This is a genomic window from Romboutsia sp. (assembly GCF_051659545.1).
GTDB lineage: Bacteria > Bacillota > Clostridia > Peptostreptococcales > Peptostreptococcaceae > JBOFOR01.
On record NZ_JBOFOR010000319.1, the window covers coordinates 1 to 15,703 of the forward strand.

Genomic DNA, 15,703 nt, shown 5'->3' on the forward strand with positions numbered 1-15,703 from the left:
GTAAAAGTTAATACTTTGTATTGCTACAGATGTAGCAACTAAAATTTATCAGGAGCCGTATGCGAGGCCCGCACGTACGGTTCTGTGAGAGGTCTGAACTCGGGATTAATTACCCCGAGTTTTTCCTACTCGATTTGATAAATAATGAATATCTAAGATTAAGTTGCTATAATTATATAAACGAAAACAAATTGTTGTATAATTTTTATATTAAAATGGAGGATATTTGGTATGTTATTTCCAGTAGATCTTATGCAAAAAATTGTGGTCAAAAACATGACTGAAGATGTCCTAAGTGATATTGAAATAAGTCATAATGGTGAATGGAGACTTAGATGTAAACACAATAGTAATAGACAAGGAAGATTAAAATTAAATATTTTTATTAGAAACTAATAAAATAATTAAAGAGATTGTCCACTAAATGATTATGATCATTTAGTGGACAATCTCTTTTTTAGGTAGTTTATTTGATGCCTCCTTAGATTTAGACAACCCAGGTCAAAATCTTTCTATGTATATGGAAGTAGAGATGATAAAAGATTTAATAAAAAAAGATGAATAATATTAGAAATAACACCTACACAAATAGATTTGTAGGTGTTATTATTTTATAATAAATTATTAGTAAATTTAAAATCAAAATAGGAGCAAATTGCATGATACCGAAAAGAGTAAAACAATTTTATATAAATGCAACAGATAGAATGAACAAAGAAGATTATAGATATGTAAAATCAATATTAAATGAAGAGGAATTTATACTGTTTGATAAATTATTAAAATCAGAGAAAAAACACTGTGTAAGAAATGCTAAAGAAATTGAAAATATTATAGATAATAATATTACTCAAGAAGTAGAAATTATTAAAAATAGAGACTTATTAATAAAAGTAGCACTTCTACATGATATTGGAAAAATAAGAAAGAAAATAAATATAATAGATAAATCTATAATTGTAATCCTTAATAAAGTTACAAAAGGAAGATTAAAAGACTTTGAAAAATCGAAAAAAGTTCAATGTTATTACAATCATAGTGAATATAGTTATGAAATTTTAAAGAATATTAATAATAATCAATTATTCTTAAATATAATAAAAAATCATCATAATGAAACTGATGATAAATTAATAAATTTTTTCCAAATAATAGATGACAAAAATTAAACCTATTAATAGAGAAGTAAATAGATAATTTTTTATTGAATAAGGATGTAGTATAAAAAATTATAACTACATCCTATTTTTTACGATTAAGGATATTATATAAGTTAAAAAACTGTGAATAAGTTATTACATTTAGGCGATATTAATAGACTTAGCGAGAGTAAAAAAGTTTTTTAGCAACGCGCAGAGCCGTTGGCGATATGAAGTGTTTCGCCGACAGGTCGCTCAAGCGAAGCGAATTTTTATTTGTTTTTATATTGTTCTATTAGTTGTCTTTCTCCCATTTCTACTAACTGTCTAGTTGCTAATCCTCCTAAGTATGGAACATCAGATTTATTAAAATTTTTTATATTATTGCACAATTTTTATACTTGTTATATATTATATATAACAAGTATAAAAATAAAGGAGATATTAAAATGTTAAAAATAATAAATGTATCTAAATCATATAAAGGCAAAAAAGCAGTAAACAATATATCGATGGAAGTAAAGGATGGAGAAATATTTGGTTTTATAGGACATAACGGGGCAGGTAAAACTACTACTATAAAATCAATAGTAGGTATTCATGATTTTGAAGAGGGAGAAATTTTAATTAATTCTTATTCAATAAAGAAAAATCCAATAGAATGCAAAAAGCAAATAGCTTATATTCCAGACAATCCAGACCTTTATGAATCACTTACTGGAATAGGATATCTTAATTTTATAGCAGATATATTTAAAGTAGAAAAAAAATTAAGAGAAGAAAAGATTAAATGCTACTCAGAAAAATTTGAAATCGACAAAGCTTTAGGAGATTTAATATCATCTTATTCTCATGGTATGAAACAAAAGCTAGCTATAATATCAGCCTTAATTCATGAGCCTAAAATATTAATACTAGACGAACCTTTTGTAGGCTTAGATCCAAAGGCAGCTTATATTCTAAAAGAAATAATGAAGGAATTCTGCAAAAATGGAGGATGTATATTCTTCTCTACTCATGTTTTAGAAGTTGCAGAAAAGATATGTGATAAAATAGCAATAATAAAAGATGGAAGATTAGAAGCTTACGGAAGCACAGAAGATGTAAAAGGGAATAAGTCACTTGAAAATATATTTATGGAGATGGTAGAAAATGAGTAATTTAACTTTGTTAATGAAAACTAGCATAGTAAATGAAATGGGATTAAATAAATTAAAGAATGCACAAAAAAATGAAAAAATTAAGATGTTAGTATTGTCTACTTTAATTATAGTAAGTATGATTGTGTTAGCAGTATATGGATTTACTTTATGTTTTTATTTATCAGATTTTTTAATGAAAAATAATCAAATGGAGCTATTGCTAGTAATGGGTATTATAGGAAGTGTAACCTCTACCATGTTTGTGGCTATATATAAGGCACCATCATATCTTTTTCAAAGCAGAGATTATGAAATGTTGGCAAGTTTACCTATAAAAAAATCAACAATATTAAGTAGTAAAATATTATCTCTTATTTTAAATAATTTTTTAATTTCTATAACATTTGTATTAATACCTACAATTGTATACTTTATTAAAATGGATACAGGAGTTTTATATATACCATACTTAATAATTTTAGTTTTAGCTTTACCATTAATACCAACTATAATTTCGTCTATAATAGCTTTTTTTATAAGTAACATATCTTCTAGAATGAAAAATAACAATATAACAATGATAATATTGAATATATTATTAGTAGTTGGAGTAATGGTTTTATCTTTTAATTTACAGAATATAGCTATAAAGTTTCTTCAAAACAGTTCATCTATAATAGAAGCTACACAAAAGATATACCCATTGACTTACTATTTTGTAGATGCTCTTAAAAATAACAACTTTATATCTTTAAGCATATTGGTATTAGCTTCAATTATACCAACAGGAATATTTGTATATATATTTTCAAATAACTTTGGAAAAATAAATAGCAAAATGAATGAGAGTTACAAAACTAATAATTATGAATTAAAAGAGTTAAAATCATCAAAACCAGTTTTTGCATTATTAAAAAAGGAATCAAAGAGATTTATTTCATCAACTGTATATGTTATAAATTCATCTATAGGAGTAATTTTAATGCCTTTATTTGCAATAAGTATAATTCTCATAAGCTATGATAAAATTGCAACTATATTAGAAATGAATGTTATGGAAAATATGATAAAAGCTCAAATGATGGGCATAGCAGTGTTCTGTATAATAATGACAAATACAGCTGCAGTATCTATATCTTTAGAAGGAAAAAATCTGTGGATATTAAAATCTTCACCAATAGATGAAATAGATATTTTTAAAAGTAAAATATATTTAAATTCAATTTTAATAATACCTGTAATTGTACTTAGTTTTTTAGGAATTGGAATAAAATTAAACTTTGGAATACAAACTATTTTGTTATTTACAATATCTATAATAATATTAGGTTTTTTCAGTCCTGCACTAGGATTATTTATAAATTTACTATATCCTAAACTTGAGTTTACTAGTGATGTTTCAGTAGTAAAGCAAAGTGCAAGTGTGCTTTTAACAATGATTGCTTCAATAGTAAGTATAGCAATAGTTTGTGCAGTTTTATACTTTGTAGGTATTAGAAGTATAAATTTATTCTTAATATTTGCTAATGTTATATTTTTAATATTAGGGACAATATTATGGAAAACAATAAAAACTAAAGGGGTAATACTTTTTAGAAATTTATAATAAATGAAGACTTAAAATCATATTGAAGAATAATAAAGCAGGGTAATTAGAATCAAAAAAATAGAATCTAATTATCCTACTATATTTGCAAATCAACGAACATCTTTTATGTAATCAATAGGTCTATAAGCTTCACAATTTCTATTTTCAAAAATGCAATCTTCTTTTATACCACCTTTAGGATAGGCTCTTTTGCTAGCAGCATTAACCATTTTACCATTCCCAGTATATAAAACTACATGGCCAGGTGTGAAAATTAAATCTCCTGGTTGAAGATTGTTCATATCTACTTTGTAGTTTTTAAGGACCTCCTTTTGCTCAACTGTAGAGTATCCAATTTTTACCCCAGTAACTTTTTTATATGCCCAATATGTAAGACCAGAACAATCAAAAGCTTGTTGCCCAATATAATTATTTTTTTCTAGGGGGTAATGCTTAGAACCATAAATATCTATTAGTTCATTAAGCCTTTCATGAGTCATTATTTCTCCCTTTCCACCCCAAACATATTCAAGACCTACTTTATCTTTTGCTAAGTATATTACTTCATTTATAATTTTATTATCGTAATTTACAACATATTGATATTCATAAGCGTAGCTATTATCAAAAAATATAAATGATAAATTTAATAATATTATCCCTAACAATAGATTTTTCAGCCTAAGTATAACTTTCATTAAAAATAGTACCTCTCTTTCTGCTTTAAACATAGGTGAAATAATTTATACTTAGAAGACAAAAATAGTATTCCCTTTTTATAAAAAAGTCATAGAAAAAATCGCATGATAATACGATTTATTTTTTTTACATATAACTTGATTTAGTAAAAACAATTAACATTTTATTAACATAAGATTATAATAATGGGGGGAGATAAAAATGGTAATTGTAGCAACTTTTATTATTTGTTTAGTTGTATTTTTAATAATAATTGATATATTTGCAATAATGTTTAGATTAACAGGTATGAGTATAGAAAAAGCTAGATTTCAAGTGATTTCTCTTCTCACAAGTACAGGGTATACGACTAAGGAAAGTGAATCAATTGCACAACATCCAACTAGAAGAAGATTAGCCAGTGCTTTAATGATAATAAGTTATGTAAGTACATTAACTTTTATATCTTTACTGGTAAATATGTTATCAAATAGTCTACTTAATACAAAATCTATTATAGTGATTGTAGTATTTATAGTTTTAGCAGTAATATTTATAAAAAGTTCTTTGTTAGAAAGAATAGAGAGTATAATTGAGCATTTAGTTGAAAGATCTTCATTATGGAGAAAAACAAACTCAAGATATTTAAGTTTTATTACAAAACATAAAGGATATTCCATAGGAGAAGTATACCTAAGTGAAAACTCAGATTTAATAGGAAAGAGCATAAAAGATAGCGGATTAAATTATATAGAAATAAAAGTACTTAATGTTGATCAAGGGCATGAATTTATTAATTTCCCTAGTGCAAACTATATATTTCAAGAAAATGATAAGCTTACAGTCTACGGAAACACCAATAATATAAAACATAAATTCCATTAATACAAAATAAAAAGCACTAAATTTACATTGGTAAATTTAGTGCTTTTACTAGTTACATAGAGGAGGTAATAATTAAAGCAAATATTATTATTATAAAAGGTACTATAAAAAATATTTTTCCTTTAGTAGTTCCTATATTGACAGTCCATCCAACTCCAAATCTTTTTTGTACAAAGAAAGAAGGGTCATCATGATTATTATAAATAGTACCAAAAATCCAAAATGAATCTTCATCATCAACTGTATAAACTGCAGTTTTACTTTTACTGGGGGATTTATAATATAAATACGTTTGATATATGGCTGCAATAATTATAGCAATTGTGCAAGGCCACAATATAAAAATATTAATACTACTAGTATTTACAGTAGCAATCAATATAGAAATGAACATAACTTGACAAGCAATATTTAAAACTAAGAAAGTAAGGGCAAATTTATTTAAATAATGCAAATGTGCCTTTTTACTATAATCTAAATCATCAACATTAAGCTTACCTCTAGATTTCAAAGAACCTACAGAAGATACGTAGATAATAAGTCCAACACCTGCACTCATAGCGATTATACCACCAACACTAGCTATAGATTTTTTAGAAAATTCATCTGCAGCACCACTTGGTCCCCAGTGAGTAGGAATCATATCTGGGAGACTATTATATTGAGTCATTGTATAAACACCCATTAATACTGTTACAATAAATGGAATCATAAACATGATACTGTATTTTTTTATTAATCTATTTTTTTCATTAAGAAAGTCGGTATCTAATACTAATCTAGTTTTTTCTAAATCCAAGTTGTTTATTTCTAAAGATAAGCCTTTCTTTAATTTTTTAACCTTGTTATGAATATAAAGGAAAGTAAAAAATTGATATAAACAAAATCCTAGTATAGGTAAAAGTGTAGCAATCTCATAAGCCTTAAATACATATATACATATTAAAGTAACTATTGAGAATACTATAAAACCTATAGTAACAAGAACTTTAAAGTTTTTGTCCAATGCCTTAAAATCTTCTTTAGTAAAATAATCACTGTTTAAGCTAACTCCATAAAATTGTCTTTTACCACTTAATGCTTGAGTAAAATAAATCATAATATAAAGAAGAAACAGTGTAGGTATATTAATAATTAAAGCCATCGTACTATTCATAATCTCTCACCCCATAATTTGCAAATAAATCACTACTGTAGTCTATAAAATCCTCTTTAGACATACCTAAAAGATAGCTTTCGGCAACTAAAAGATCTAACATAGATTTTATTTTTTCAATATTAAAATCTTTTTTAGGTAAAGGTAAATCATTTACGATAGCGCCTTTTCTTCTATCTATATTGATGTATCCTTCATCTTTAAGTAAGTTGTAAGACTTATTGACTGTGTGAAGATTAACACCTATTTCTTCGGCCATATTTCTTACAGATGGTAAAGATTCATTAATCTTTAACTCACCACATGCAATAGATTTTATTATTTGTTCTTTAATTTGTGTATATATAGGAACATCACTATTAAAATCTAAGTTTAAAATCATATTATACCTCCAAATTAGTATTAGCATATTCATAATATATGTTATATATAGTATATAACAAAAACTAAAATTATTACAACTAAAAGTATATATTTACTTGCACTTCCAACCAATTTTATAAAGAAAGAAAAAATTCTTTAGTTAGCTAAAAGATGTTTTTAAATATGAATTAATGTATAATGAAAAGTAAAGATTATGAGTATAAGTATAAATTAGGAGAGTAAATAAATGCCATTAAAAGAATTTAACTTTATAAACCAGTCAGTAGAATTGCTAGATATCTTAAAGCCAACGTTAGATATGTTGTCTGTAGAACTAGAAGAGTATTTTAAAGAAATCTTAAATCAAAGTAATGTAGAATATTTAAATGCTAGTTCAAGGGTAAAATCAAAAGATAGTTTAAGAGAGAAAATAATTAGAAATAGATATATAAAAAAATATAATACATCAGAAGAACTAATACATAATTTATCTGATTTAATAGGTATTAGACTAGAATGTAGATTTATTGAAGATGAAACCAAATTATTTAAATTACTTAAAAAATATTTTAATAAAACTGAAGATAAAGTATACTACTACAACAAGCGAAATGAAAAGATAAAATTAAAATTAAGTGAAAGGCAGCCACAAAAACAAAAAAATGGTTTGCAAATATATAGAATAGATGGTAAATTTGATTACGGAGATAAAATAATAAATTTTGAGATTCAAATAAAATCTCTAGTCAACATATTCTGGAGTGAAATTGAACACAAGATAATTTATAAAAATAATACTTACTTAATAGCAGATAATTTTTTAAATGATATAATGCTATCAATAAAAAGTAATCTAACAATGATAGATAATCAATTGTTAACAGTATATGATAATTTTCACACTAGTAATAAAAAGAGCAAAAATGTAAAAATGAAAAATACAGAAAAATTTATAGCTAAAATGATTTATGATACTTTTGCAGAAAAAATGTTAAATAGTATAGGCTTCATAGTAGATTTTAAAATACCTTGTGAAACGATTATAAATTACTCTTTTAGCAAGATGGCAACTGATGATGATACTTTTGGAGATATGGCAGTAAAGGCACTAAGTAGAATAAATGAAATAGATAAAAAGGAAATAGATTTTAACTCTAAAATAAACTTTGAAGCGGAGCCTGTTTATGAAGATGAAATATCTAAAACGTTAGGTCAGTATATGGTTAAAAAATTAAACTACGAATTTACATGGAACTTATTTTTTAGGATTCTATTTGAGATTGAGCCATATAACAACAAAAAAGACTTTGAAAACTTTATTGTATTTATTAAAGATAATATGTTATCAGAGGAGAATATTTGCAAATTAGAAGAAAAATTTAGTATAGAAGAAAGTAAAATAGTACTAAATAATATATATAAAGTAGTGGTTGATACTTTAATAGAAGTAGATACTATAGAATTTATATATGTAGATAATTTCTATAAGATTGATGAACTTTTAGGCAAGGAAATTGATAATATGTTTAAAGAAGTAAATAATTATGAAATGTATATAGAACAATTTGATAAATTCGAAGATAATATAAAATGTTCTATAAAAAAGTTATTCAAATAGTAATATATAAAGAGCTACGGTGTCAAAACTGTAGTTCTTTTTGATTACCCAATGGAGATAAAAGAATTGCATATGAGAAAATAATATAAATATATAAAATATAATTAGTACAATTGACAAGAATATTCTCATAATATACTATAACTTATAATATAAAAAAATAGAGGTGGAACCACGTGAGCAAGCTCTCGTCATCTAGCGTTTGCTAGATGATGGGAGCTTTTTAAAATACAAATTATTAGGAGGTAAAGAAAATGAAAGTAGTAAAAAGTCCAAAATCAAAGCCATTTCAAGAAGATGGAAGTTTGAAAGTTGTAGTAGGCGAAATAATCGAGGATATAAGAAAGAATAAAGATAGTGCTATAAAAAAATACAGTAAAAGATTTGATAATAATAACAGAAAAAAATTTCTAGTCAGTAAAGAAGAAATTACAGAAGCTTATTCAATTGTAGATGAACAATTTATTAAAGATATTACTATTGCTGCAAATAATATTAGAGAGTTTGCGAAAGAGCAAAAGAAAAGCTTTGATAATAATTTTGAAAAAGAAATATATGCGGGTGTTATATTAAGTCAAGAACATATACCTATTGAATCGTGTCTTGCATACGTGCCAGGAGGGCAATATCCTTTATTTTCAACAGCACTTATGTTGATAATACCTGCAAAAGTAGCAGGGGTGAAAAGGGTGGTTGTTTGCTCTCCAACGATGAAAGATAATGGCAAAATTAATCCTAAAACTTTAGTGGCTATGGATTTAGCAGGTGCAGATGAAATTTATGCAGTAGGAGGAGTTCAAGCAATAGCAGCATTTTCTTATGGAAGTGAAACTATTTTACCTGTAGACAAAATAGTAGGGCCTGGTAATAAATATGTAACTGAAGCTAAAAGACAATGTTATGGTCAAGTAGGTATTGACTTTGTAGCTGGCCCTAGCGAGGTATTAATAATTTGCGATGAAAGTGCAAATCCAACTTTTGTAGCAGCAGATTTATTAGCACAATGTGAGCATGACTTAGATGCAAGAGGAATACTAATTACTGATAGTATGGACATGGTAGAGAAGGTAAGTTTAGAAGTGAATAGAATGTTAAAAGATTTGCAGACTAAAGAGATAGCTCAAAAATCTTGGGAAGATAATGGAGAAATTATTTTAGTCGAAAACATAGAAGAAGCTATAGATATTACTAATAGCTATGCTCCGGAGCATTTAGAGGTAATAGTAAAAGACTATGAAAAGTTTGATAAAAAACTTATAAATTATGGATCTTTATTTGTTGGGAATTTATCAGCAGAAGTATTTGGAGACTATGTAGCAGGAACTAATCATACTCTACCAACTTTAAGAGCGTCAAGATACACAGGAGGAGTTTGGGTTGGTAGCTTTATAAAAACTTGTACAAAACAAAAATTAAGTGAAAAAGCTATTGAAAAACTAGCTCCAGTAGCAGAAAATATGGCAAAAGAAGAAGGCTTATACGCCCATGCATTAGCTGCTAGAGTAAGATTAGATAATATAAATAAATCATAAAAGAGATATAAATTTTAAATGGTGATTATTTATGTTGGCTTTAAGTATATTCAACATAATATAAAAATTAAAAATAAAAGAATCATTTCAAATTAAAATGATTCTTTTTATACTATTCATTAGATAATACTGATTTATAAAGAACCTCTCCTATAGGTTCGTTAATAACTAAGGTATTATCTGTTTTGTAGCTAATATTATCTTTATTTATAACTACAACATTTTTACCTCTAAAATAATTTACAAAGCTAGCAGCTGGATAAACTACTAGAGAAGTTCCACCTATTATTAATAAGTCAGCATTTCTAATTGCAGATACAGCTTTAGATACTACATCATCATCTAGTCCTTCTTCATATAATACTACATTTGGTTTTACTATAGAGTTACATTTATCGCAATAAGGTATAGTTCCTTCTAAGCTTAGCATAGCTTCTAAATCAAAGAATTTATGGCATTTTTCACAGTAGTTTCTATGTACAGAACCATGCAATTCCAACACATTTTTACTACCAGCCAATTGGTGAAGTCCATCGATATTTTGTGTAATTACAGCTTTTAATTTGCCTATTTCTTCAAGTTTAGCAAGGGCTAAATGTGCATGGTTTGGTTTAGCTTGTGGGTAGAGTAGCTTATCTTTATAAAATTTATAAAAATCTTCAGGATATTTTACAAAAAAAGTATGAGAAACAAGTTGCTCAGGAGTAAAGTTTCTATTTAATTTTTGATTAAATAATCCTGATGAACTTCTAAAATCAGGTATATTTGATTCTGTTGAAACCCCAGCACCTCCAAAGAACACTATATTATTACTTTCCTTTAGAATTTTAGATAATTGCTCTATTTTATTTTCCATTAAATCATCTCCAATAGCTTTTTACTTATTATAGCATATTGAGATTATCCTACAAACATATATTGCAATTTGTTGAAAACTATAGTAAATGGTGGGTATTAGAGTAGCAATTATTTAATTTACGACGTAAAAATTAAATTTTAATCAAACATAAAATTGAAAAATGCTTACCTGTAAATTCAAAATTATGGTAAAATGAATATACAGCGTGTAGTTTTAATAACGTAAGTCCAGTTGTTAAAGCTACTTTTTTTTGATAATTAATAAAAATATTTTTTATTACTAGTCCTTAAGACTATAAAAATATATTGAGGGTTTTGAGAGTAAGGTTTTATAAAAGGGAGGAGATGGTTTTATGTTTAAGGTTAATGACCATATTATGTATGGAATGGTAGGAGTTTGCAAAGTCGTAGATATAAAAAAGGAGAAAATTACCAATAGTATTGAAAAAGATTATTATGTATTAGCTCATATTTATTCGAAAAATGTAACTATAAAAATTCCCGTAGATAATAAAAAAATTCCTATGAGAAAGTTAGTTTCTAAAGAAGAGGTTACATCAATGATAAATAATATAAATAATGATGAAAACATATGGATAGATGATGAGAAAATCAGAAGTATGGAATTTAAATCAATACTTAAAAATGGAAAATGCGAAGAATTAATGAAATTAATAACAAGTATATATTCAAACAAAGAAGAAAAAAAGACTTTAGGTAAAAAGATAAATAGAAATGATGAGGGCATAGTGGTAGCAGCAGAAAAATTATTAAATGAGGAATTGGCTACTATTCTTAACATTTGCCCAGAAGAGGTTACTTTATATATACAAAGTCGTATACTTCAATAAAAAATAATTAGAAAATTAAGGATTAATAATATATACTACACAAAAAGATATGAAAAGATGAGATTAAAAAATCTCATCTTTTTTGTTTAATAATGCTAAATTGAATTCTTATTAAATATATTTAACTTTATTTATAGGCAAATATTATATAGAATTTAGAATATAATAAAGTGAGTAATCACTCATTAATAAAAAAGGAGATAAAAATATGTACACTGATAACTACATTTCTATTGAAAATGTATCTAAAGAGTATAAGAAACAAAAGGTATTAAAAAATGTATCATTTAGTATTAAAGAAGGTGAAATTTTTGGATTATTAGGTCCTTCAGGAGCTGGGAAAACCACTTTAATAAGGTTGATTATGGGTATGGAATCACCTAATGAAGGTACAATAAATATTATGACTCAAAAAGTACCAAATTTAAAAATCATTGAACAAATAGGATATACAGCTCAATCTGATGCACTGTACACAGATTTAAGTGCAGAGGAAAATATTAAATTCTATTGCCAATTATACAAACTACCTAAAAAATTATGGAAAGAAAAAATATATGAGGTACTTAAAGTAGTAAATCTAAATGAAGATTCAAAAAAAATTGTAAGCAACTTTTCAGGAGGTATGAAAAGAAGATTATCTTTAGCTATATCATTAATACACAATCCGAAAATACTAATATTAGATGAACCGACAGTAGGAATGGACCCAATACTTAGACAACAAATATGGAATGAATTTGAAAGTTTAAAAAATGCAGGTGTTACAATTCTAATAACAACTCATGTTATGGATGAAGCAGAAAAGTGTGATAGATTAGCAATGCTTAGAAATGGAAATTGTATTTCTGTAGGCAACCCTAAGGATTTAATTAAAGACTTAAATTGTAACTCTTTAGAAGAAGTGTTTTTAAAGCTAGGAGGTAATCCATATGAGAATTAATGCTATTATAATAAGAATAATTAGACAGTTTTTCAGAGATAAACGTACTTTAGCTCTATTAATTATTGCTCCTTTACTAGTACTTACACTTGTAGATTATGTGTTTACAGAAAAAGATACAATACTAGAAATAGGTGTTGAAAATGAGAGCGTAAAAACAATATTAAATTCCATAGAAGAAGATAATAATATATCTATTATTGCTGAAGATGAAGCTAAAGATAAATTTAAAGATAAATCCTTAGATGTATATATAGAAAAAGATAATAATAATTTAAAAGTATTATTAAATGGTAGCGATAGCTCTATAAATGGTCAAGTAATAAAATCAATTCAACAAGCTGTTAAAGACAATACAAAAGAAGAAATGGATAAAATTCAAAAATCATCTGAATTGCTTAATCAATCAACTCAGCCTACAAAACAGCAAGTACTAGTTCCACAAGTAGTAACACCAAATATAAAAATAGATAATTATTATGGCAACGATGATATGAAAACCATTGATTTTATAGGACCTTTATTAATTGGGATTTTTATATTCTTCTTTGTATTTTTAACTTCAGGAGTAAGTTTTTTAAGAGAAAGAACTACAGGAACTTTAGAAAGACTTCTAGCGACTCCTATAAAAAGATATGAAATAGTATTAGGGTATCTAATGGGATTTGGAATTTTTACCATATTCCAATCAGCAATTATTTCTACTTTTAGTATATATGTATTAGATATATATGATGTAGGAAGTACTTGGTTACTTTTATTAGTAACAATAGTAATAGCACTATGTGCACTAAGTCTTGGAATGTTCTTATCATCTTTTGCAAATAACGAATTTCAAATAATACAATTTATACCATTGGTTATAGTACCACAAGTATTTTTTAGTGGATTATTTCCAATAAGAGGTATGGTAGAGCCTTTACAATGGTTAGCTAAATGTATGCCGTTAACTTATGCAGGGGAAGCTCTTAGGGATGTAATGATAAGAGGTGCATCATTTATGGAAATAATGCCTGATTTAAGTATACTATTATTATTTACATTAATATTTGCGTTACTTAATATAGTAGCTCTTAAAAAACATAGAATATGGTAATTAAAGGAGAATATCATGGAAAGTTTGAGTAATTATCTTATAAAAGGGATAGACAAAGAAAAAAAACTTACTCTTAAACATCAAAAAATATTAATTGCTGCAATAGAGCTAATTAGTGAAAAAGGGTATGACAAAGTAGCAACATCAGAAATAGCACAACGAGCTGGTGTAGCAGAAGGAACTATATTTAGATATTACAAAACTAAAAAGGATTTATTAAATGCAATCATAGTTCCATCTTATATAAAATTTGTTGCTCCTATGTGTATAAATGATTTTATGGAAGAAGTTTTAGAAAAAGATTATCATAGCTTTAGAGCTTTAATATGTCATATAGTGGATGATAGAATTGAATTTGCTAAAAGAGAAGAGCTTACTATAAAAATATTAATTCAAGAATTTATTTCTCAAAAAGATACTAGAGAGGAAATAAAAGAAATATTTATAGACAATGCTTATCCTAGAGTGAATAAGATTATATATAGGCTTAAAGAAAAAGGTGAGATAATTGATATATATACAGGAGAGGTTATTAGAATAATAATATCTAATATTTTTGGATATTTTATTCAAAGATTTATTATATGTCCTGAGTTAAATTATGATGATAAGCATGACAAAGAAGTTATTGCCAATACAATAATAAAAGCTTTAGCTAAAGAAAAATAATTAAATAAAGCAATAAAAAATAATAAACAGTAAAAGACTATAAAGAAAAGTTATATATTTATAGTCTTTTACTATTTTAAAAACATTTAGGCATATAAAAAAATTTTGTCATATTTCTTTATTTTATATATAATTAAAATATAAAATAAAATTATAGAGAGAAGTAAAATTATGAAAATACTTATAACTGAAAACTTTATAAAGAATTTGCCATTAGAAAGAAAAGATTCTGTACTAGAAAAAGTAGATAATTTCATAGATGAGCTAAAAAACAATAACAATGAAGTCAAAAATATATCAAATAGTTATTCGGTGAGAAAAGTTAAAGGAAATAATAATATTTTTAAGTTTAGAGTAGATATAGCAAACAGAATACTATTCACTTTTGCATCTAATGTAAATAATATAAGAGAACAATTTAAAAAAGAAAATGCAATTGTAATATTAGATTATTGTAATCATGATAATCAAATTAAAAGAGCGAAAAACTTAAATTTTAATGTAGACTACAACGAATTAGAGGAAGAAGAAGTCTTTGAAAATCTAATAGATCAAAACTATAAAACCTATTATTACAACCCAGAAGAAGTTATAACTAGAATAGTAGATGATAAAACTTTGGTAAATCTTATAAAAGAAGATGAAAAAAATGCAATTTACTATTTAAATGAAGAACAAGAAGAATGTCTACGAAGTGGATTGACGCCCTTATTCTTATTTGGGAGTGCAGGTAGTGGAAAAACTACTGTAGGAATAAATAAAATATACGGAGTATATAAAGAATATGAAGTAAACATAGGTTATTTTACTTATTCTAAGTTATTAATGAAAGAAACAAGTTCAATGTTTCAATACTTATGTACTCAAAATGGCAAAACTGAACTTAACAGTAAGATTGCATTTACATACTTAAGTAAGTACCTATACAATAAGTCTAATAAAACTAAAGCTATAAACTATAATCAATTTGTAGATTGGTTTTACACTAATGCAAATAGAAATGCTAAAATAAAAAAAATAAAGATAGATGTACTAGATATATATAAAGGTGCGACTTGTTGTTAGACAAAGGTAAGCGTGGGTTTACTACAAAACTAGCCTAATAACTTTTAGTTATTAGAACTGATATTACGAAAAGTAGAATGATAGGGTAACGCCTTGAAATGCTTTCCCAAAGGTACGACT

General features: G+C 25.9%; 16 protein-coding genes. 12 read left to right on the forward strand and 4 right to left on the reverse strand.

The window, feature by feature from the left end:
- The first annotated feature begins 231 nt into the window (after positions 1-231).
- The 4 genes from ACRC03_RS19120 (at position 232) to ACRC03_RS19135 (ending at position 3,887) form a co-directional block, all read left to right on the forward strand.
- Positions 232-396: a hypothetical protein gene (locus tag ACRC03_RS19120; protein WP_438654205.1), complete on the forward strand. Its 165-nt coding sequence runs from the start codon at positions 232-234 to the stop codon at positions 394-396.
- 263 nt (positions 397-659) lie between these two features.
- On the forward strand, positions 660-1,169 hold the full coding sequence (locus tag ACRC03_RS19125; protein ID WP_438654206.1) for an HDIG domain-containing metalloprotein: 510 nt from the start codon (positions 660-662) through the stop codon (positions 1,167-1,169).
- Positions 1,170-1,588: 419 nt separating this feature from the next.
- Positions 1,589-2,299, forward strand: coding sequence for an ABC transporter ATP-binding protein (locus ACRC03_RS19130; protein WP_438654207.1), 711 nt, complete (start codon positions 1,589-1,591; stop codon positions 2,297-2,299).
- Complete coding sequence (locus ACRC03_RS19135; protein WP_438654208.1) at positions 2,292-3,887, forward strand: putative ABC transporter permease subunit; 1,596 nt, start codon at positions 2,292-2,294, stop codon at positions 3,885-3,887. The genes ACRC03_RS19130 and ACRC03_RS19135 overlap by 8 nt, the downstream gene beginning before the upstream one ends.
- 92 nt (positions 3,888-3,979) lie before the next feature.
- On the opposite strand, the gene ACRC03_RS19140 is transcribed toward ACRC03_RS19135, so the two are convergent.
- The gene (locus tag ACRC03_RS19140) at positions 3,980-4,567 is read right to left on the reverse strand and encodes a C40 family peptidase (protein WP_438654209.1); all 588 of its coding nucleotides are present in this window, start codon (positions 4,565-4,567) and stop codon (positions 3,980-3,982) included.
- Positions 4,568-4,769: 202 nt separating this feature from the next.
- Between ACRC03_RS19140 and ACRC03_RS19145 the strand changes: the two genes are divergently transcribed.
- On the forward strand, positions 4,770-5,432 hold the full coding sequence (locus ACRC03_RS19145) for a TrkA C-terminal domain-containing protein (RefSeq protein ID WP_438654210.1): 663 nt from the start codon (positions 4,770-4,772) through the stop codon (positions 5,430-5,432).
- A gap of 52 nt (positions 5,433-5,484) precedes the next feature.
- Here ACRC03_RS19145 and ACRC03_RS19150 read toward each other — a convergent pair whose 3' ends face one another.
- Positions 5,485-6,588: a DUF5808 domain-containing protein gene (locus ACRC03_RS19150; protein WP_438654211.1), complete on the reverse strand. Its 1,104-nt coding sequence runs from the start codon at positions 6,586-6,588 to the stop codon at positions 5,485-5,487.
- Positions 6,581-6,970 carry a GntR family transcriptional regulator gene (locus ACRC03_RS19155; RefSeq protein ID WP_438654212.1) on the reverse strand — a complete coding sequence of 130 codons (390 nt, stop codon included), beginning with the start codon at positions 6,968-6,970 and terminating at the stop codon, positions 6,581-6,583. Before ACRC03_RS19155 ends, ACRC03_RS19150 begins: the two co-directional genes overlap by 8 nt.
- Before the next feature lie 228 nt (positions 6,971-7,198).
- Between ACRC03_RS19155 and ACRC03_RS19160 the strand changes: the two genes are divergently transcribed.
- Both ACRC03_RS19160 and hisD read left to right on the forward strand, forming a co-directional pair.
- Positions 7,199-8,569 carry a GTP pyrophosphokinase gene (locus ACRC03_RS19160; protein WP_438654213.1) on the forward strand — a complete coding sequence of 457 codons (1,371 nt, stop codon included), beginning with the start codon at positions 7,199-7,201 and terminating at the stop codon, positions 8,567-8,569.
- A 254-nt stretch (positions 8,570-8,823) separates the two neighbouring features.
- Positions 8,824-10,101: a histidinol dehydrogenase gene (hisD, locus tag ACRC03_RS19165; protein ID WP_438654214.1), complete on the forward strand. Its 1,278-nt coding sequence runs from the start codon at positions 8,824-8,826 to the stop codon at positions 10,099-10,101.
- 112 nt (positions 10,102-10,213) lie between these two features.
- Here the strand turns inward: hisD and ACRC03_RS19170 are convergent, their stop codons facing one another.
- Positions 10,214-10,957 carry an NAD-dependent protein deacylase gene (locus tag ACRC03_RS19170; protein ID WP_438654215.1) on the reverse strand — a complete coding sequence of 248 codons (744 nt, stop codon included), beginning with the start codon at positions 10,955-10,957 and terminating at the stop codon, positions 10,214-10,216.
- A gap of 355 nt (positions 10,958-11,312) precedes the next feature.
- Between ACRC03_RS19170 and ACRC03_RS19175 the strand changes: the two genes are divergently transcribed.
- The 5 genes from ACRC03_RS19175 (at position 11,313) to ACRC03_RS19195 (ending at position 15,583) form a co-directional block, all read left to right on the forward strand.
- Positions 11,313-11,810: a CarD family transcriptional regulator gene (locus ACRC03_RS19175; RefSeq protein WP_438654216.1), complete on the forward strand. Its 498-nt coding sequence runs from the start codon at positions 11,313-11,315 to the stop codon at positions 11,808-11,810.
- A 208-nt stretch (positions 11,811-12,018) separates the two neighbouring features.
- Positions 12,019-12,753, forward strand: a complete 735-nt coding sequence (locus ACRC03_RS19180; protein WP_438654217.1) for an ABC transporter ATP-binding protein — start codon at positions 12,019-12,021, stop codon at positions 12,751-12,753.
- Positions 12,743-13,849, forward strand: a complete 1,107-nt coding sequence (locus ACRC03_RS19185; protein WP_438654218.1) for an ABC transporter permease — start codon at positions 12,743-12,745, stop codon at positions 13,847-13,849. The genes ACRC03_RS19180 and ACRC03_RS19185 overlap by 11 nt, the downstream gene beginning before the upstream one ends.
- 15 nt (positions 13,850-13,864) lie before the next feature.
- The gene (locus tag ACRC03_RS19190; RefSeq protein WP_438654219.1) at positions 13,865-14,518 is read left to right on the forward strand and encodes a TetR/AcrR family transcriptional regulator; all 654 of its coding nucleotides are present in this window, start codon (positions 13,865-13,867) and stop codon (positions 14,516-14,518) included.
- Between the two features lie 171 nt (positions 14,519-14,689).
- A complete protein-coding gene (locus ACRC03_RS19195; protein ID WP_438654220.1) occupies positions 14,690-15,583 on the forward strand; it encodes a hypothetical protein in 894 nt (297 codons plus the stop codon).
- Positions 15,584-15,703: the final 120 nt, after the last annotated feature.